The following is a 17,391-nucleotide window of genomic DNA, read 5'->3' as shown; positions in this document are numbered from 1 at the left end:
ACTGGTCGACCTCGCGGTCGGCGCACGCCGTGGGAGACGACCGGGCAGCTGCCTGAGGGCATGGCCTCGAGCAGGGGGCTCAGCGTGGCGTGGACCTGCTCGTCCTCGTGGCGCGTGTCCCGAATTCACGCTCGGCCGTAGCCTGAAGGGGTGCTGCGGCGGACAATCAAGGCAATGGACATCGAGTCGCCCGCGAAACTGGCCGACCTGCTCGACCAGCACGCCTACCTCGCCGACGAAGGGCTGTCGACGGCCGCCTTCCTCGCCCTCAGGATGGGACGGCCACTGTTCCTCGAGGGCGAGGCGGGGGTCGGCAAGACCGAGCTGGCCAAGACCATGGCCCTGATGCTCGACGCCCCGCTGATCCGCCTGCAGTGCTACGAGGGACTCGACGCCGCCCAGGCGCTCTACGACTGGGACTTCGCCCGCCAGCTGCTCCACCTCAAGGCGGCGGAGGCGGCGGGGATCACCGACGCGGGCAGGCTGGAGGGCGAGATCTACGACCGCCGCTTCCTCATCGCGCGCCCGCTGCTCAGGGCGATCGAGACCGATCCCGCGGTACTACTGGTGGACGAGATCGACAGGGCCGACGACGAGTTCGAGGCGTTCCTGCTCGAGGTGCTGTCGGACTTCACGATCTCCGTGCCCGAGCTCGGCACGATCAGCGCGCGCACGCCGCCTGTCGTGGTCGTCACCTCCAACCGCACCCGCGAGGTCCACGACGCGCTCAAGCGCCGCTGCCTCTACCACTGGCTCGAACATCCGAGCTTCGAGCGGGAGGTGGCCATCCTGCTGCGCAGGCTGCCCGAGTGCACCGAGGCGCTGGCCCGCCAGGTGGCGAGTACGGCCGCGCGGCTGCGCGAGCACGGCCTGGTCAAACCGCCCGGCATCGCCGAGACACTCGACTGGACCGAGGCGCTGCTCACGCTCGGCGCCCGCGACCTCGATCCGGGTCTGGCCGCCGTCACGCTCGGCGCGGCGCTGAAGTACAGGGAGGACGTGGAGAAGGTGCTCGGCAGCGGGGTCCTGGGCCGTGCGTGACCTGGCAGCCACCATGACCGGGTTCGCCCGCACGCTGCGGGCCGCAGGGGTGGGGGCCGACCACGAGCGCACCCAGAACCTGCTGAAGGCCCTCGGCCACCTCGACGTGGCCCGTCGCGAGGACGTCTACTGGGCAGGCCGCCTCACCCTGTGCGCCACGCCCGACGACCTGCCCCGCTACGACCGCTGCTTCGCCGCCTACTTCGGCGGCAGGCGGGCCGTGCGGGGCCTGACGAGAGCCGCGACGGTCACCAGGCACCTGGCAGGCGGCGAGGGAGAGGGCGAGCGGGGCCAGGAGGCGGTTCTCGCCACCGCCAGCCCCCTCGAGGTGCTGCGCCAGAGGGACGTGGCGGCGCTGAGCGAGGCCGAGCGCGCCGAGGTGCACCGCATGCTGGCCCTGCTGCGCGCCCGCAGGGAGCGGCGGCTCTCACGCAGGCTCGCGCCCTCCCGCAGGGGCAGGCTCGACCAGCGCAGGACCGTCCGTGAGGCGCTCAGGAAGGGCGACGTCGCGCGCCTGCGCCACCGCGACCGCACCACCAGGCCGCGCAAGGTGGTGCTGCTGGTGGACGTCAGCGGCTCGATGGCCCCCTACGCCGAGACGGTGCTGCGCTTCGCGCACGCCATGGCCAGGACCGAGCCCAGGGCCACGCGGGTCTACTCGATCGGTACCAGGCTCACGCCGATCAGCGTCGAGCTGCGCCACCGCGACCCCGGCACCGCGCTCGCCGAGGTCTCCAAGGCGATCCCCGACTGGAGTGGGGGCACCCGGCTCGGCGAGGAGCTGCGCGAGCTGCTGACCAGGACCAGCGTGCGCGGCGCCATCGTGGTCGTCGCCTCCGACGGGTGGGAGCGCGGCGACCCCGCGCTGCTCGGCGAGCAGATGGCGCGGCTGGCCCGTCAGGCGCGGCGGGTCATCTGGGTCAACCCGCACAAGGGACACGAGGACTACCAGCCGCTCACCGGGGGGATGCGCGCGGCGCTGCCGTTCATCGACGACCTGGTGGCAGGCCACAGCCTGGCCGCCTTCGAGGAACTCTCCGAGAGGCTTTCAGATGCGCGACGTCCTGCCTGAGATCATGCGGTGGTGGGAGTCCGGGCTGCGCTTCGGCCTGGCGACCGTGGTGCGAACCTTCTCCAGCGCGCCCAGGCCTCCTGGGGCGGCCATGGCGGTGCGCGGCGACGAGGTCGTGGGCAGCGTCTCGGGCGGCTGCGTCGAGGGCGCGGTCTTCGAGCTGGCCTCCGAGATCGAGACCCCCGTGCTCCAGAGGTACGGCGTCAGCGACGACGACGCCTTCTCCGTGGGGCTGACCTGCGGCGGCACCATCGACATCCTCGTCGAGCCGATCTCGATCGAGTCCTATCCCGAGATGGGTGAGATCTTCGCCTCCGTCAGGGCGCACGAGCCTGTGGCCGTCGCGACGGTCGTGGCGGGCCCCGGCGTCATGGGCGCGCGCAGGGTGATCTGGCCGGGCCGCGCCTCGGGCTCGCTCGGCGTCGAGCGGCTGGACGAGGCGGTGGACGACGACGTGCGCGGCATGCTGGCCCAGGGCCTGACCGGGATCAGGCACTACGGCCGGCACGGCGAGCGCCGCCTGGACGAGCTGTCGGTCTTCGTGCAGTCGTTCGCGCCGCCGCCGCGCATGCTGGTCTTCGGCGCCATCGACTTCGCCGCCGCCGTCGCGCGCATGGGCAAGTTCCTCGGCTACCACGTCACCGTCTGCGACGCCAGGCCCGTCTTCGCCACCGCCAAGCGCTTCCCCGAGGCCGACGAGGTGGTGGTCAGGTGGCCGCACGACTACCTGGCCTCCATCCAGGTCGACGAGCGGACGGTGATCTGCGTGCTCACCCACGACCCGAAGTTCGACGTGCCGCTGCTGGAGGTGGCGCTGCGCACCCCCGCGGGCTACGTCGGGGCGATGGGCTCGCGCCGTACGCACGAGGACAGACTGGCCAGGCTCCGGGAGGCGGGCCTGAGCGAGCGGGAGCTGAGCCGGCTGCGCTCGCCCATCGGGCTCGACCTGGGCTCGCGCACGCCCGAGGAGACCGCCGTGTCGGTGATGGCGGAGCTGATCCAGCTGCGCTGGGGTGGGAGCGGTCGACCGCTGAGCGAAACCGGCGGGCGCATCCACGGGGAGGTCTGATGACACAGGTGGTGGGGCTGCTCCTGGCGGCCGGGCGCGGGGCGCGCCTCGGCAGGCCCAAGGCGCTGCTGGAGTACGAGGGCGAGCGGCTGGTCGACAGGGGCGTGCGGCTGCTGCACGAGGGCGGCTGCCACCCGGTGATCGTCGTGCTGGGCGCGGCGACCGTGCAGGTGCGCGGCGCGGTGGTGGTGCGCAACCCCTCCTGGCGTGACGGCATGGGCTCCTCGCTGCGCGTGGGCCTGGCCGCGCTGCCGTCCGACGCCACGGCGGTGGTGGTCGCGCTGGTGGACCAGCCGTTCGTCGAGCCCGCCGCGGTGCGGGCGCTGATCGACAGCGGGGCCGAGCTCGCCGTCGCCACGTACGGCGGGCGCCGCCGCAACCCGGTGCTGATCGCCAGGCGGCACGTCGAGCGGGTGGCGGAGCTGGCGGTGGGCGACGTCGGGGCCAGACCGTTCCTGAAGGCCCACCCCGAGCTGGTCACCGAGGTGGAGGTGCCCGGCGATCCTCGCGACATCGACACGCCCGAGGACCTGGCCCGTCTGGTGACCGGCGAGGCCCCCGGCTGACCGGGGCGCTCCAGGTCAGGGGCGCGCCGGGTCAGGGGCGCGCCGGGTCAGGGGCGCGCCGGGTCAGGGGCGCGCCGGGTCATCGGAGTCGGGCCGGGGCGCGCCGGGTCATCGGAGGCGGGCAGGGGCGGGCCGGGTCAGAGGCGGAAGGAGGCCGTCGCGGCGCGGTGGTCGCTGCCCGTCGCGGGGGCCACTCCGGCGCGGGTGGGCTTCAGCCCCTTGTAGAGGATGTGGTCGGGCCTGGTGATCGGGAAGCTCGACGGCCAGGTGAACCCGAACCCCTCCCCCACCTCCTCCTGCGCGTTGAGCAGCGGCGGGGTGAGGTTGCTGAGGCCCCTGTCGTAGGTGGCGGTGTTGAGGTCGCCGAGCAGCAGGATGCGCTCGCTCTTGTCGGCCTCGATGAGCTTGCGCGCCTCCGCCAGTGTCCTGTCGCGGGTCGCGGTGTGCCCGGGACGGGCGGAGGCCAGGTGCATCACGTAGACGGTGACGTCGCCCTCGGGAGTCTTGGCCACCGTGCGCAGGGCCCGCTCCCAGCCGAGGCCGACGTCGAAGTAGTCGGGTTCGGACAGCGGGAACCTGCTCCACAGCCCGACCGTGCTGACGTTCCGGTGGAACTTGAAAATCTTGTTGAGCGCCTTGGCGGCGGGCCCTCCGGGTGTGAGCTCCTGCGCGGCGACCATGTCGAGGCCCTCGGCGATGGCCCGCACCGCCGAGCCCGAGGAGTTGTTGCGCACGCCCACGTTGACCGTGGCCACCGACAGGTCGCTGGCCCCTCCAGGGGAGGAGCGCAGCACGTCGGGGCCGAACATCACGCCCCACACCAGGGCGGGGAGCAGGACCGCCACGGCTGCCCCCGCCGAGCGCGCCAGCAGCGCCAGGAGCAGCAGCACCGGTATCGCGAGCCCCAGCCAGGGCAACAGACTCTCCATGATGGGGGTGAACCCACCCAGCGCGGGAATCAGACGGTGTCCCGCCAGAATCGCCGCCAGGACGATCGCCCCCGCGATCACCGCACGCTTCAGCACGCCGCTCCTCTCGCCCCCTGAGTTGACCAGGGTAGGCGGTCGCCGAGCGACACGCGAGGCGCTAACCTGAGGCCGAACATAGTTCGGTTACTAGGGAGTTCGGCATGCGGATCGGGATGGCGCTCAACTACTCAGGGGGCTTCAAGGAGACGGTCGCCGAGCTGGCCGACTACGAGAAGGCCGGGCTCGACATCGTCTTCGTGGCCGAGGCCTACTCCTTCGACGCCGTGAGCCAGATGGGCTACATCGCGGCCAGGACCGAACGGCTGGAGATCGCCTCCGGCATCCTGCCGATCTACTCGCGCACGCCCACCCTGCTGGCCATGACGGCCGCGGGCATGGACTACGTCTCCGACGGGCGCTTCACGCTGGGCCTCGGCGCCTCGGGTCCGCAGGTGATCGAGGGCTTCCACGGCGTGCCCTACACCGCTCCGCTGGGCCGTACGCGCGAGGTCATCGAGATCTGCCGCAAGGTCTGGGAGCGCGAGCGCGTCACCTACGAGGGCAAGCACTACACGCTGCCGCTGCCGGCCGACAAGGGCACGGGGCTCGGCAAGCCGCTCAAGCTGATCAACCACCCCGTGCGCTCGCGCATCCCGATCGTGGTGGCCGCCATCGGCCCGAAGAACGTCGAGCTCACCGCCGAGATCGCCGAGGGCTGGGAGCCGATCTTCTACATGCCGGAGAAGGCCGCCGACGTCTGGGGCCCCTCGCTGGCGGCCGGCAAGGCCAAGCGCGACGCGTCGCTGGGCGAGCTCGACGTCATCGCGCAGGCCGCGCTCTACATCGGCGAGGAGGGCGCGGGGCTGCTGGAGCTCGGCAGGTCGATGGCCGCGCTCTACATCGGCGGCATGGGCGCCAAGGGCCAGAACTTCTACAACGAGCTGGCCTGTCGCTACGGCTACGAGAAAGAGGCCGAGCAGATCCAGGAGCTTTACCTCGCGGGCAGCAAGAAGGAGGCCGAGGCGCTGGTTCCCCAGGAACTGCTGGAGAAGATGTCACTCATCGGCTCCGAGGGGTTCGTGCGCGACCGGGTGCAGGCGATGAGGGAGTCGGGCGTCACCACGCTCAACGTCACGCCGCTCGGCCGTACCCACGAGGAGCGCATCAGGCTCCTGGAGAAGGTCAAGGAGCTGGTGGCCTAGCCCGTCCCACGGCGTGGAACCACCGCTGCCCCGGCTCTCGCCTGTCGCAGGCGGCCACTCTGAGCCTGGCGCGCCGGCGAAGCAGGTCGTCCTGGCGCAGGCAGCCTCTCGCGGTGCTCACCTGGCCCGCGTTGGTGAGGCTCCAGCGCTGCCGCCTGCTCCCGTCGCAGGCGGCCACCCTGGGCACACGGCCGGCGGCCGTCAGGCAGCGTCCGTCCATGGCGCTGCGCAGGGTGGCTCCCCTGGTGTACCAGCTCTGCGCGCGGGTGCCGTCGCAGGCGTAGGTCCGCACGACGTCCCTCGCCGAGGGCCCTTCGCGGACGGCCAGGCAGCGCGCGGTGGCCGAGTCGTCGTTCGGCGCGCTGGTGGAGCCCGCCCACGACACGATCGTGTCCTCGACAGGCGCGGGATCCTGCCGCCGGTACTGCCTGGCCACCCAGGCACTCTCGCTTGCCCCCATCCTGGGCGGCGCGGTCGCACAGCCGCCGGGCCCGCAGGTCACCTGCACCACGTACGCCTCGAAGATCGTCCTCTTGCGGGTGTGCTCGTCGAGAGTGAGATTGGCGGGCAGCGACGAGATGCCGTACGTCCGGTAGAAGGCGAGCTCGGGCCGCAGACCCGGCGTGGCGGCCATGGCGTGGCGCGCGGCGAGCAGCGTGTAGCGGGCGGTCACGGCGTGGTCGCTGTGGTCGACCGACTGGGTGGTGCTGTAGCCGAGGCGGGTGCTGTGGTGGTCGAGCGTGCGGATGACGTCGGGCCTGAAGCGCTCGATCAGCCCGCGCAACGCGGCTATCAGGGCTCTTTCGTCGTAGCGGGCTGAGCCGTCCACGGTGGTCATCCGGCCGTGGCCGCCGCGGAACAGCTTGAGCAGGCTCTCCCCGCCGTACGCCGGGGTTCCGCCTCCCTTGGGAAAGCCGTCGGGCAGGCCCATGAAGATCAGCTGGATGTCGCCGCGACCCTTGGGGGGCTTGACGAGGGAGTAGGCGCGCAGTCTGCGCCCGCCCGCTCTCAGGTCGGACCTTTTCCACGTGTTCGACGCCCCCGCCATGACGGCGTAGGCCGCGCGGACCCCGTTCTCCCTGCTGCGGACGTAGTCGCCCGTCTGCCCCGCGTCGCCCGCGGTCAGGTAGACCACGCGCAGGCAGGCGCCCCTGTCGTAGTCGCGGCTGAGATCGGGGTTGACGAAGAGCAGGTCGTCGTCCTGATGCGCGACGGACACGAGTGTCGTGCGCGCGCACGACACCCTCGCGTTCCCCACGGCGGCGGGCGCCACGACGAGGGCGCCCATCAGGCCCAAGCAACTCAACAGCGCGGTCACGGCTCTGTTCACGACGCTAGATTGCCGCTCTTTTCGCCGCTGACCTGGTGACTTTCCGTTCCGTTGCGAAGATCTTACAGCGCGTGGCGGCCCTCGGGCGGCGGCACGCCGCGCGTCAAATCCCCGCCAACAACACCCCATGCGTTGCCTGGCGCGCGTCGCGCCGCCGCCGAAGGCGGGCACGCTTGGCGAGCCGTCGCATCATCCGGAGTCCGGCGCGGAACGGCTAGCAGCACACCAGGTCATTCCCTTCGTGGTGACGGAGAACCGATGAAGATCGTCTTTCTGATCCAGAACCTGTACGGCATCGGCGGGACGATCCGTTCCACCGTCAACCTCACCGCGGCGCTGGCCGAGCGGCACGAGGTGGAGGTCGTCAGCATCCTGAGGACCGCCGACCAGCCTTCGTTCGACATCGACGCCCGCGTCAGGGTGCGCGACCTGGTCGATCTGCGCGAGAGCTCCCCCGACTTCGCCGGAGACGACCCACGGCAGGCCCAGCCTTCGGAGGACGCCGCCAGGGGCGACACCAGGGGCCACCACCACTGCTCCCTGCTGACCGACCAGCGCATGGCGGCCTACCTGGCCGAGTGCGACGCCGACATGGTCATCGCGACCAGGCCGGCCCTGCTCGCCTACCTGGCCAAGTACGGCACCCGCCGCTACCTGAAGGTCGGCCAGGAGCACTGGATCCACAACGGCCACAGCCAGAGGCTGCGGGCGGACCTGCGCGAGCTCTGCCCTGACCTCGACGTGCTCGTGACCGTCTCCGAGGGCGACGCCGAGGTGTACAGGACGAAGATGCCCTTCGCGGACACGGCCGTCGTGTCGATACCCAACAGCGTCCCCCAGCCGAAGGTGGGGCCTTCCACCCTCGACACCAAGACGATCGTCGCCGCGGGGCGGCTGATCACGGTCAAGCGCTACCCGCTGCTGATCGAGGCCTTCGCCAAGGTGGCCGCCGAGCGCCCCGACTGGAGGCTGCGCCTGTACGGCAAGGGCCCGGAGGCCCCTCATCTCCAGCAGGTGATCGACGATCTGGGGCTGAACGGCCGCGCCCTGATGATGGGCCCCCGCTCCCCCATCGAGACCGAGTGGGCAAAGGGCTCCATCGCCGCGGTGTCGTCCCAGCTCGAGTCCTTCGGCATGACCATCGTGGAGGCCATGCGCTGCGGCGTCCCCGTCGTCAGCGTCGACTGCCCCTACGGCCCCGGTGAGATCATCAGTCACGGCAACGACGGGCTGCTGGTGCCCGAGGCCACGCCGTCCGCCCTGGCCGACGCGCTGCTGCGGTTGATCGAGGACGAGCCGCTGCGCCACGCGATGGGCGCCGCGGCGCTGCGCAACGCGCAGCGCTTCGATCCCGCCGAGATCGCACTGCGCTACGAGCGGCTGTACGCCGAGCACATGCCGGCGCGCCGGGTGAGGGGGCTCGCCCGTCTCAGGGATCTGGGCGCGAGAACGATCGCGGGCGCGCGGTCACTGGTGCCGCGGAAGGCGGCCGACCAGCCGCTCGCGGCGCAGGCGCCCGTCACCACGCACTGCCTCGTGCGCCAGGACGGCGGCCTGACCATCCGGCTCATCAGGGAGCCGTGGGCCACCGGCGCCCTCGCCACGAACGCGCTGGCGCTGCGGCACCGCGGCACGGCGACCACGATCGAGCTGCCGCTCGTGCCGGCCGAGGACGGGGCGATGGAGGCGCGGCTCGACCGCGGGGCGCACCGGCTGGCCGAGGGACGCTGGGACGTCTACCAGGTCAGGCCCGGCAAGCGGCGCAGACGGCTGGCCGCGGGGCTGTGCGACAGCCGCGCCCTGGTCAACGCCTTCCCCGACCTGCGCAGGCCGCTGGAGACCTGGACGCCCTACGCCACCGACACCGGCGAGCTGTCGCTGGCCGTGCGCGCCAGGACGATGCACGCCGAGGTGACCGACGTGGTGTCCGCCTCCACCGGGCTCACCGTCCACGGGCTGCTGATCAACCTGCCCGAGGGGCGCCCGGCCCTGACCCTGCTGGCCGTACGGCGCGTCGCGCGTCGCGCGGCTGCATCCCTCGACCAGGACGAGCTGACGGCTCCCTCCCTCGACGAGGAGACTGCTCCCTCCCTCGACCAGGACGAGGAGACTGCTCCGCTCCTCGACCAGGACGAGCAGGCGGCTTCTTCACTCGACCAGGACGACGTGCCTGGCGCGCGGATCGCCCTGCGGGCCCAGTCCCACCTCGACGGACGCTTCAGCTGCTCGATGCCCTACCAGCGGCTGTTGGAGGCGCGCAGCCACTCCCACGAGGTGTGGGACCTCTACCTGCGCCCCGGCGAGGAGGGCCAGGAGGGCGAGCCGATCCGACTCGGCCGGTTCTGCGACGACATCGCCGAGCGCAAGGGGGTGGAGCGCTACCCCCATCAGCAGGTGGAGGACGCCCTCATCCGTCCGTTCTACACGGCGGGCAACGAGCTCTCCGTGCGCGTCATCCCTCCCCCTGTCGAGGATGAGAGCCCGGTCTGACAGAGCGTTGATCTGTGAGGCAGATCACATGTAAGATCGGAATACTGTCCGTTTCACTACGGTTTACTGATTTCGTGAGGTTTTCTGTCCTGTCTGTGTGGCTCGTTGAGCGGCTGCACATCGATCTCTGTCGTCTGACCGGCTCCCTGTGTCGCTGATCGCGCTCTGACGAGCGCTCGATCGCCCATCCCCTCACCCACCCCCCTTCCGCATGCCTTCTTCGGCATGCCGTAGTACGGAGCCCTCCTCATCGTGAAGAGATTCTCGTTCTCCCTGCAGTTGCTGCTGGGCCTGGTCGTGGGCGTCGCCCTCGGCTTCGCGGCCCGCCTCTGGGACCTCGCCTGGCTGGCGACGACACTGACCGAAGTCGGAAAGATCTTCGTCCAGCTGCTCAAGCTGGCCGTGCCTCCGCTGGTGTTCACCGCCGTGGTGGTCAGCGTGGCCAACCTGCGCAACGTCAACGGCGCGGCCAGGCTGGCCGGCAAGACGCTGCTGTGGTTCCTGGCCACCGGGCTGATCGCCGTCATCGTCGGCATCGGCCTGGGCCTGATCCTCAACCCCGGCAGGGGCGTCACGCTGGCGACCGAGGGCGCCAAGGCGCCCGAGAGCGTCGGCACCTGGGTCGACTTCCTCACCGGCATCATCCCGACCAACATCGTCACGGCGTTCACCGAGCTCAACGTCCTCCAGATCGTCTTCCTGGGAGTCGTCCTCGGCGCGGCGGCCATGGCGATCGGCGAGAAGGCCGAGCCGTTCCTCACCTTCAGCCGTTCGATCCTCGAGCTGGTCCAGAAGGCGCTGTGGTGGGTCATCCGCCTGGCCCCCATCGGCACCGCGGGTCTGATCGGCAAGTCCGTGGCCACCTACGGCTGGGACCTGCTCGCGCCGCTGGCCAAGTTCAGCCTCGGCGTCTACGTGGGTTGCTTCATCGTCCTGCTGGCCGTCTACCCGACGCTGCTGGCCGTGGTCGCCAAGGTCAACCCGATCACCTTCTTCCGCAACGCGTGGCCCGCGATCGAGCTGGCCTTCGTCTCCCGCTCGTCGGTCGGCACGCTGCCGCTGACGCAGAAGGTCACCGTCGAGCGTCTGGGCGTCGACCGCGACTACGCCTCCTTCGCCGTGCCGTTCGGCGCGACGACCAAGATGGACGGCTGCGCCTCGATCTACCCGGCGCTGGCCGCGATCTTCGTGGCGCAGGTCTTCGACATCCCGCTGGGCATCGGCGAGTACCTGCTGATCGCCTTCGTCTCGGTGGTCGGCTCGGCCGCGACCGCCGGCCTGACGGGCGCGATCGTCATGCTCACGCTGACGCTGAGCACGCTGGGCCTGCCGCTCGAGGGCGTCGGCCTGCTGCTGGCGATCGACCCGATCCTCGACATGATCCGCACCGCGACCAACGTGGCGGGGCAGATCGTGGTGCCGGTGCTCGTCGCCCGCGGCGAGGGCAGGCTCGACGAGGCGGTGCTCAACGCCCCGCCGCAGCCGCTCGACGAGGCGCCCCCGGTGCGCGTGAACCGGGCGCCTGAGCCGACGCCTGCCTGATCCGTTCCATCACGCGTGTGGGCGGGGAGCCGTGACGGCTCCCCGCCCACACGCGTGTCAGGGGAAGATCCACTGCTTGCGTGCCGATCTGTGACCCTGGGAGGGGCTCTCCACCCGGACCAAACAGGCCGAATTCCGATACATTCGTCCGACCCATATCTGTAAAAATCCGGAGTACGCGCATGGCCCACCTGCTGGACACCTTGGACGACGAGGTCCCCATCACCTATGGGCAGTTCCTGCTTCGCGGCGTGAGCGGGCTTCAAGGCGTGCACAACCGGGTCCACCTGGCCGAGCTCGACCGGCAGGTCTACCTCTACGCCAGCGCCGAGCACAGCCGCGTGAGGGTGGAGGTGTGGGACGGCGAGCCGCCCCCGTGGGAGGGACACGGCAAGCTCGTCGCCGACGCCAGCTGCGTCGCCGAGACGGGGGTCGTCGCGGTCACGCCGTACATGTTCGCCGGCTCGGGCCGCAGCGTGCTGATCGGTCCGGCCTTCTTCGAGTACGGCCTGCACCTGTACGCCCACAACGCCGAACGTCTGCTGCGCTTCTGGCCGATCAAGGACGTCTTCGACCCCGCCCAGCACCTGCGTCCCGACGGCGTCGAGGCCGAGGCCAAGCCGCAGGAGGCCGTGGAGACCCGCTCCGCGGCCGGCGACTGGGTCTCGGTCAGGGTGCCCGGCTCGGGCGAGCCGCCCGCCCCCGCCTCTCCCGCCAAGGGCGAGGAGGAGTGGCCGCTCGACCACGAGCACGAGATCAGGCTGGCCGAGCTGCTCGGCGACCTTCGTCCCCGGCTGCTGACCAGGCCGCCCACCTGGCTGCTCGACACCGACGAGGGCAACCGCCGCCGCTACCTGAACGAGCTGCGCAGCTCGGTGGCCGGCGCCAGGCGCCTCAACCCCGACGGGCTGCCGACCTTCCAGCTGGCCTCGGGCGAGCTGGGCGAGCGGCCCTCTCCAGGGCTCAGCTACCGGCTGTGGCAGTGGCGCCCGATCGAGGAGCCGAAGGAGGCCACGCTCGCCGAGCGCGCCCCGATCGACGCCGAGCCCACCGCTCAGGACACCGCCCCGGACGAACCCGCCTCCCGGCCACCCGCCTTGGCCGCGTCCGCTCCCGAGACCCTCACCACCGAGCGCGAGGTGCGGGCGCTCGACGTGCTGCGGCGGCGCAGGCTCGTGACGGGGATCGTGACCGTGCTGCGCGAGGAGAACGGCGTGGTGGAGGTGCGTGACGCGCTTCCTCCCGAGGTCGCCAGGGTGCTGGCGGCCGAGCGGGCCTGGGCGCTGGACTGACCTACTCCCCCGCCTCGCCCTTGGCCTTGATCAACGCCGCCAGCTCGGCGGTGGCGCGGCGGGCGCGGGCCTTCTCGCTGCCCTGGATGCCCATCGCGCCCACCGTCAGCCCGTCGGAGAAGTCGATCTTCGGCCACGGGTCGCTCTCGAGCAGCGTGACGTCGAGCACCTCAGGCCAGGTGTAGCGGTGGGTGCGCAGCGCGTTGACCACGGTGATGCCCTGCTCGTCGGCCTCGACCCTGACCCTGCCGAGCAGGTGCAGCACCCACGCCACCCCGCACCCGAAGGCCACGATCATGATCTTGTCAGGGAGCTGGAAGGGCTCCGAGATGAAGATCGCCATCACGATCGCGCCGAGCACGATGAACCCCGCGAAGCCGTAGGCCACCCATCTCCCCCTCCGCGGCCGCCAGGTCAGGGGCAGGGGCGGAGGACTCACGGGCTCAGGCATGTCGGCTTCTCGCTGTGTCGGTGGGTGTTGTCTTGATCAAGTGAAAACTATCGCAGTCCTCGCAGGAGCAGCGCCGTCTCCATCGCCGCGACCGTGGACTCGTACCCCTTGTCCTCGACGCTGCCGGGCAGCCCGCTCCTGGCGATCGCCTGGTCAAGGGTTTCACAGGTGAGCACCCCATTGCCGACGGGGGTCTCCTCGTCCAGCGAGATCCTGGTCAGCCCCGCAGTCACCGAGTCGCACACGTAGTCGAAGTGCGCGGTCTCGCCGCGGATCACCGCGCCGAGCGCCACCACCGCGTCGTGCCTCCTGGCCATGGCCTGGGCGATCACCGGGATCTCCAGCGAGCCCGCGACGCGCACCACGGTGGCGTCCGCGCCGCTGTCCTGCGCGGCCTGGACGGCCCTCGCCACCAGCTGGTCGGTGATCTTCCCGTGCCAGCTGGCCGCCACGATCCCCACGCTGAGCCCTGTCGCGTCGACCACCGTCGCCGCGGGCCTGCCCGCTCCGCTCACAGCTGGTGCCCCAATCGCTCTCTCTTGGCCTTCAGGTAGGCCTCGTTGTGCGGGTTGGCCGCCACCGGCATCGGCTCGCGGCCCAGCACCTTGATGCCGTAGCCGTCCATGCCGCGCAGCTTGGCCGGGTTGTTGGTGAGCAGTCTGACCGACTTCACGCCGAGGTCGGCCAGGATCTGCCCGGCGTTGGAGAACTCTCTCGCGTCCACAGGCAGGCCGAGCTCCAGGTTGGCGTCGACGGTGTCGCTTCCGTTGTCCTGCAGGCTGTAGGCCTTGAGCTTGGCCAGCAGGCCGATGCCCCTGCCCTCGTGGCCCCGCAGGTAGACGATCACGCCGCGGCCCTCCTCGGCGATCGCCTCCATGGCGTTCTCCAGCTGCACGCCGCAGTCGCAGCGCAACGAGCCGAACACGTCGCCCGTCAGGCACTCGGAGTGGGCCCGCACCAGGACGTTCTCGCCGTCGCCCAGCTCGCCGAGCACCAGCGCGACGTGCTCGCCGCCGTCGAGGGCGCTGGCGTAGCCGTAGGCCTGCCAGAGCCCGTAGATGTTGGGCAGCCTGGTCTCGGCGACCCTCGTGACCATGCTCTCGGTGCGCCGCCTGTGGTCGACGAGCTGCTCGATGGAGATCAGCGCGAGGTCGTGCTTGTCGGCGAACTCCCGCAGCTCCGGCAGCCTGGCCATGGTGCCGTCGTCGTTGACGATCTCGGCGAGCACGCCCGCGGGGCTCAGGCCCGCCAGGCGGGCCAGGTCGACGGCGGCCTCGGTGTGGCCCCTCCTGGCCAGCACCCCGCCCTCGTGGTAGCGCAGCGGGAAGATGTGGCCCGGCCTGACCAGCTCCTGGGGCTCGGTGGCCGAGTCGGCCAGCGTGCGGATGGTCCTGGCGCGGTCGGCGGCCGAGATGCCGGTGGTCACGCCGTCGCGGGCGTCCACGCTGATCGTGTACGCGGTGCGCATGCGCTCCTTGTTCTGGAACACCATGAGCGGCAGGCCGAGCCTGTCGAGCTCGCGCCCCTCCATCGGCACGCAGATCACCCCGCTGGTGTGGCGGATGGTGAAGGTGAGCAGCTCGGGCGTGGCCCTGGCCGCGGCGAAGATGATGTCGCCCTCGTTCTCGCGGTTCTCGTCGTCGACGACCACGACGGGCCTGCCCTCGCGGATGTCGTGGATGGCCCGTTCGACCGAGTCGAGCGTGATGTCGCTCATGCCGGCACCGCCGCGGTGGAGCGGTACTGCTTCAGCCAGCTGCGGAAGCCGAGGATGACCAGCACGAGGAAGACGGCGTAGACGACGCCCGAGACCACCAGGCCCGAGGTGAAGGCCAGCGGCACGCCCACGAGGTCGACGAGCACCCAGATCCACCAGAAGTCGAGCAGCGCCCTGCCCTGCGCGAAGGTGGCCACCGCCGAGCCGACGAAGATGTAGGCGTCCGGCCACGGCGCCCACGAGATGTGCAGGCCCAGGGAGTTGAGCCACGTGAACAGCAGGGCGATCACGACCGTGCCGACCACCATGGCGCCGATCAGCGCGGTGCGCTCCCTGCCCGTCGCCGGCCTGACGGCGAGGCCACCGTCGTCGCGCCTGCCCTGCGTCCACTTGTACCAGCCGTAGACGGCCAGGGCGCCGAAGAGCACCTGCTTGAGCGCGTTGCCGGTGATGTGCGCGTTGATCGAGGCGATGAACAGCAGTACCGCGCCCGTCAGCTGCACCGGCCAGGTCCACATCGACCTGCGCATCGCCAGCACGACCGTGGCCAGCGCCGCGACGTTGCCGATCAGGTCGGTCCAGAAGACCGGCGTGCCGAAGACGGTGAAGTCGCCGTTCACTTGGTCACCACCAGCTTCTCCACGTACTTCGCGATCACGTCCACCTCGAGGTTGACCAGGTCGCCCTGCCGCCTGGCGCCCAGCGTGGTGAGCTCGAGCGTCGTGGGGATCAGGCTCACGCCGAAACTGTCCTCGTCCACGCTGGTCACGGTGAGGCTGATCCCGTCGACCGCGATCGAGCCCTTCTCCGCCACATAGCGGTTCAGCTCACGCGGCAGGGAGAAGCGCACGTCGTCCCACAGCTCGCCGGGCTCACGCGAGAGCAGGGCCGCCGTGCCGTCCACGTGGCCCTGCACGATGTGCCCGCCCAGGCGCTGGTCGGCCCGTACGGCCCGCTCCAGGTTGACCCGCGCGCCCGCCTGCGCGCTCTTGAGCGAGCTCCTGTTCAGGGTCTCCCGCATCACGTCGACGGTGAACACCTCGTCCTCGACGTCGACGACGGTCAGGCAGACGCCGTTGACGGCGATCGAGTCGCCGTGCTTGGCGTCGGAGGTGACGACCTTGCCGCGCACGGCCAGCCTGGCCGCCTCGCCGTGGGGTTCGACCGAGACGATCTCGCCCAGCTCTTCCACTATTCCGGTGAACATCAGTGCTCCTCACTCGCGGGGCGGGCGGTGATCCGCAGGTCCGTCCCGATGGGGGTTACATCCTCGAAGACCAGCCGGTGGGTGTCGGTGATCGTCCGCACCCCCGCCGGCCCCAGCGCGGCGGCCCCCGATCCGAGGAGCGCCGGAGCCAGGTAGGCGACCACGCGGTCGACCAGCCCTTCCCTCAGGAAGGAACCCGCGAGGGCCGGTCCGCCTTCCACGAACACGCTGACGATCTGCCGCCGGGCGAGTTCGGTCAGCAGCGCGCGCAGGTCGAGGCCGTCCGGGTGGGCTCTGGGCAGGCGCAGGAGAGGCGCCTGCAGGTCGGTCTTTGCGTCGTCGGCGATGGCGATGAGGGTGGGGGCCTCGGACGACAGCACCCTGGCGCCGGGCGGGGTCCTGGCCTCGGAGTCGACCACCACCCGCAACGGCGCCCGGCGCGGGGTGGCCGGGTGGGGACTCTGATGGAAGGACTGCCGCGGGTCCGGGCGGGCGGTCAGCCGGGGGTCGTCGGCCAGGACGGTGCCGATCCCCGCGACGACGGCGTCGGACTCGGCGCGCAGCCTGTGCACGTCGGCCCTGGCCTCGGGGGAGGTGATCCACTGGCTGGTGCCGTCCTGCGCCGCCGACCTGCCGTCGAGGGTGGCGGCGAACTTCCACGTCACGTGCGGCCTGCCGAGCCGGACGAAGGTGAGCCACTCGGCGTTGCCGCGCTCGGCCTCCTCGGCCATCAGGCCGCTGTCGACGCGCACGCCGTGGGCGCGCAGCCTGCTCATCCCGCCCGCGGCCTCGGGATTGGGGTCGAGGACGGCCACCACCACCCTCGCGACGCCCGCCTCCAGCAGGGCCTGCGAGCAGGGCCCCGTGCGGCCGGTGTGGTCGCAGGGCTCGAGAGTGACGTAGGCGGTGCCGCCTCTGGCCCGCTCGCCCGCCTCGCTCAGCGCCACGACCTCGGCGTGCGGGCCGCCCGCGTAGGCGTGGAAGCCCTCGCCCGCGTGCGCTCCCGCCGCGTCGACGACGACGCAGCCGACGACGGGGTTGGGACTGGTGGTGCCCCGGCCGAGCGCGGCCAGTCTGATCGCCCTCGCCATGTGCAGGGCGTCGCCATCCGGTACGGCACCGGCCGGGCTGGGTTCCTCCACCCCCGGACCTCCTACTCGCCAGTAGCTTGCAGCTACGGCGGGCCCCGGGGATGACAGGGTGCGGCACACGCACCACAGAGGCGCCCGGCTGGACACCGGACACCCGCGCGCTTCCTCCCATCCGGACTTTCACCGTCGGTCCCGGAATTTCACCGAGTCAACCGGCCGATGGCATCGGCCGGGTCGCGGACTGTCACCGCCGGTTCGGACTTTCACCGACCCCGGAGCACGCTAGCTCTGTTCGCTACCAGTTTGCCATGCCCGAAAAGCCGGACGCGACCACCCCCGGCGAAATTTTTGAA

The 17,391-nt window shown here is 71.2% G+C and carries 17 protein-coding genes and 1 riboswitch; of the genes, 9 read left to right on the top strand and 8 right to left on the bottom strand.

Annotated features, from left to right (window positions below):
* Nucleotides 1-174 precede the first annotated feature (174 nt).
* Genes FHR33_RS39565 through FHR33_RS39550 form a run of 4 tightly spaced genes read left to right on the top strand, consistent with a single transcriptional unit; the run spans nt 175 to nt 3,748 of the window.
* Entirely contained in the window at nt 175-1,041 is an 867-nt protein-coding gene (locus FHR33_RS39565; protein WP_183659034.1) for an AAA family ATPase, read from the top strand.
* Nucleotides 1,034-2,113, top strand: a complete 1,080-nt coding sequence (locus tag FHR33_RS39560) for a vWA domain-containing protein (protein WP_312895934.1) — start codon at nt 1,034-1,036, stop codon at nt 2,111-2,113. The genes FHR33_RS39565 and FHR33_RS39560 overlap by 8 nt, the downstream gene beginning before the upstream one ends.
* Nucleotides 2,094-3,182 (top strand): XdhC family protein, encoded by a 1,089-nt coding sequence (locus tag FHR33_RS39555; protein WP_183659032.1) that lies wholly within the window; start codon nt 2,094-2,096, stop codon nt 3,180-3,182. The genes FHR33_RS39560 and FHR33_RS39555 overlap by 20 nt, the downstream gene beginning before the upstream one ends.
* Complete coding sequence (locus tag FHR33_RS39550; RefSeq protein ID WP_183659030.1) at nt 3,182-3,748, top strand: nucleotidyltransferase family protein; 567 nt, start codon at nt 3,182-3,184, stop codon at nt 3,746-3,748. The genes FHR33_RS39555 and FHR33_RS39550 overlap by 1 nt, the downstream gene beginning before the upstream one ends.
* 137 nt (nt 3,749-3,885) lie before the next feature.
* Here FHR33_RS39550 and FHR33_RS39545 read toward each other — a convergent pair whose 3' ends face one another.
* Nucleotides 3,886-4,773, bottom strand: a complete 888-nt coding sequence (locus FHR33_RS39545) for an endonuclease/exonuclease/phosphatase family protein (protein ID WP_312895933.1) — start codon at nt 4,771-4,773, stop codon at nt 3,886-3,888.
* A gap of 104 nt (nt 4,774-4,877) precedes the next feature.
* Between FHR33_RS39545 and FHR33_RS39540 the strand changes: the two genes are divergently transcribed.
* Nucleotides 4,878-5,918 (top strand): LLM class F420-dependent oxidoreductase, encoded by a 1,041-nt coding sequence (locus tag FHR33_RS39540; RefSeq protein ID WP_183659028.1) that lies wholly within the window; start codon nt 4,878-4,880, stop codon nt 5,916-5,918.
* Here the strand turns inward: FHR33_RS39540 and FHR33_RS39535 are convergent.
* Nucleotides 5,899-7,248 carry a PIG-L family deacetylase gene (locus FHR33_RS39535; RefSeq protein ID WP_183659026.1) on the bottom strand — a complete coding sequence of 450 codons (1,350 nt, stop codon included), beginning with the start codon at nt 7,246-7,248 and terminating at the stop codon, nt 5,899-5,901. The two genes, FHR33_RS39540 and FHR33_RS39535, sit on opposite strands and share 20 nt — an antisense overlap.
* A 258-nt stretch (nt 7,249-7,506) precedes the next feature.
* Here FHR33_RS39535 and FHR33_RS39530 point away from each other — a divergent pair, with 258 nt between their 5' ends.
* The 4 genes from FHR33_RS39530 to FHR33_RS39520 all read left to right on the top strand — a co-directional run bounded on the left by FHR33_RS39530 (nt 7,507) and on the right by FHR33_RS39520 (nt 12,572).
* On the top strand, nt 7,507-9,738 hold the full coding sequence (locus FHR33_RS39530; RefSeq protein WP_183659024.1) for a glycosyltransferase family 4 protein: 2,232 nt from the start codon (nt 7,507-7,509) through the stop codon (nt 9,736-9,738).
* A 14-nt stretch (nt 9,739-9,752) separates the two neighbouring features.
* Nucleotides 9,753-9,896: a putative leader peptide gene (locus tag FHR33_RS53475; RefSeq protein ID WP_357601586.1), complete on the top strand. Its 144-nt coding sequence runs from the start codon at nt 9,753-9,755 to the stop codon at nt 9,894-9,896.
* Nucleotides 9,897-9,990: 94 nt separating this feature from the next.
* Nucleotides 9,991-11,280, top strand: coding sequence for a dicarboxylate/amino acid:cation symporter (locus FHR33_RS39525; protein WP_183659022.1), 1,290 nt, complete (start codon nt 9,991-9,993; stop codon nt 11,278-11,280).
* Between the two features lie 182 nt (nt 11,281-11,462).
* Nucleotides 11,463-12,572: a hypothetical protein gene (locus FHR33_RS39520; protein WP_183659020.1), complete on the top strand. Its 1,110-nt coding sequence runs from the start codon at nt 11,463-11,465 to the stop codon at nt 12,570-12,572.
* A 1-nt stretch (nt 12,573) separates the two neighbouring features.
* On the opposite strand, the gene FHR33_RS39515 is transcribed toward FHR33_RS39520, so the two are convergent.
* Genes FHR33_RS39515 through ribD form a run of 6 tightly spaced genes read right to left on the bottom strand, consistent with a single transcriptional unit; the run spans nt 12,574 to nt 17,089 of the window.
* The gene (locus tag FHR33_RS39515; RefSeq protein ID WP_183659018.1) at nt 12,574-13,023 is read right to left on the bottom strand and encodes a PH domain-containing protein; all 450 of its coding nucleotides are present in this window, start codon (nt 13,021-13,023) and stop codon (nt 12,574-12,576) included.
* 47 nt (nt 13,024-13,070) lie between these two features.
* Nucleotides 13,071-13,538, bottom strand: coding sequence for a 6,7-dimethyl-8-ribityllumazine synthase (gene ribH, locus FHR33_RS39510; RefSeq protein ID WP_183659016.1), 468 nt, complete (start codon nt 13,536-13,538; stop codon nt 13,071-13,073).
* Nucleotides 13,535-14,740, bottom strand: a complete 1,206-nt coding sequence (locus FHR33_RS39505) for a bifunctional 3,4-dihydroxy-2-butanone-4-phosphate synthase/GTP cyclohydrolase II (RefSeq protein WP_183659014.1) — start codon at nt 14,738-14,740, stop codon at nt 13,535-13,537. Before FHR33_RS39505 ends, ribH begins: the two co-directional genes overlap by 4 nt.
* Nucleotides 14,737-15,360, bottom strand: coding sequence for a nicotinamide riboside transporter PnuC (gene pnuC, locus FHR33_RS39500; RefSeq protein ID WP_183659012.1), 624 nt, complete (start codon nt 15,358-15,360; stop codon nt 14,737-14,739). Before pnuC ends, FHR33_RS39505 begins: the two co-directional genes overlap by 4 nt.
* On the bottom strand, nt 15,357-15,947 hold the full coding sequence (locus FHR33_RS39495; RefSeq protein WP_183659010.1) for a riboflavin synthase: 591 nt from the start codon (nt 15,945-15,947) through the stop codon (nt 15,357-15,359). The genes pnuC and FHR33_RS39495 overlap by 4 nt, the downstream gene beginning before the upstream one ends.
* Nucleotides 15,947-17,089, bottom strand: a complete 1,143-nt coding sequence (gene ribD / locus FHR33_RS39490; RefSeq protein WP_312895932.1) for a bifunctional diaminohydroxyphosphoribosylaminopyrimidine deaminase/5-amino-6-(5-phosphoribosylamino)uracil reductase RibD — start codon at nt 17,087-17,089, stop codon at nt 15,947-15,949. Before ribD ends, FHR33_RS39495 begins: the two co-directional genes overlap by 1 nt.
* A 103-nt stretch (nt 17,090-17,192) precedes the next feature.
* Nucleotides 17,193-17,323, bottom strand: a riboswitch (FMN riboswitch).
* Nucleotides 17,324-17,391: the final 68 nt, after the last annotated feature.

Origin of the sequence: Nonomuraea dietziae (genome assembly GCF_014195505.1) — a bacterium.
In the GTDB taxonomy this organism is placed as follows: domain Bacteria; phylum Actinomycetota; class Actinomycetes; order Streptosporangiales; family Streptosporangiaceae; genus Nonomuraea; species Nonomuraea roseola.
This window is presented reverse-complemented; position numbering and strand designations above follow the sequence as displayed.

What these genes read in the sequence shown, in the direction of transcription:
- FHR33_RS39505 (WP_183659014.1), bottom strand. Translation starts at nt 14,740, where the DNA reads ATGAGCGACATCACGCTCGACTCGGTCGAACGGGCCATCCACGACATC.
- FHR33_RS39530 (WP_183659024.1), top strand. Translation starts at nt 7,507, where the DNA reads ATGAAGATCGTCTTTCTGATCCAGAACCTGTACGGCATCGGCGGGACG.
- FHR33_RS39555 (WP_183659032.1), top strand. Translation starts at nt 2,094, where the DNA reads ATGCGCGACGTCCTGCCTGAGATCATGCGGTGGTGGGAGTCCGGGCTG.
- FHR33_RS39565 (WP_183659034.1), top strand. Translation starts at nt 175, where the DNA reads ATGGACATCGAGTCGCCCGCGAAACTGGCCGACCTGCTCGACCAGCAC.
- FHR33_RS39520 (WP_183659020.1), top strand. Translation starts at nt 11,463, where the DNA reads ATGGCCCACCTGCTGGACACCTTGGACGACGAGGTCCCCATCACCTAT.
- FHR33_RS39550 (WP_183659030.1), top strand. Translation starts at nt 3,182, where the DNA reads ATGACACAGGTGGTGGGGCTGCTCCTGGCGGCCGGGCGCGGGGCGCGC.
- FHR33_RS39515 (WP_183659018.1), bottom strand. Translation starts at nt 13,023, where the DNA reads ATGCCTGAGCCCGTGAGTCCTCCGCCCCTGCCCCTGACCTGGCGGCCG.
- FHR33_RS39540 (WP_183659028.1), top strand. Translation starts at nt 4,878, where the DNA reads ATGCGGATCGGGATGGCGCTCAACTACTCAGGGGGCTTCAAGGAGACG.
- FHR33_RS39495 (WP_183659010.1), bottom strand. Translation starts at nt 15,947, where the DNA reads ATGTTCACCGGAATAGTGGAAGAGCTGGGCGAGATCGTCTCGGTCGAA.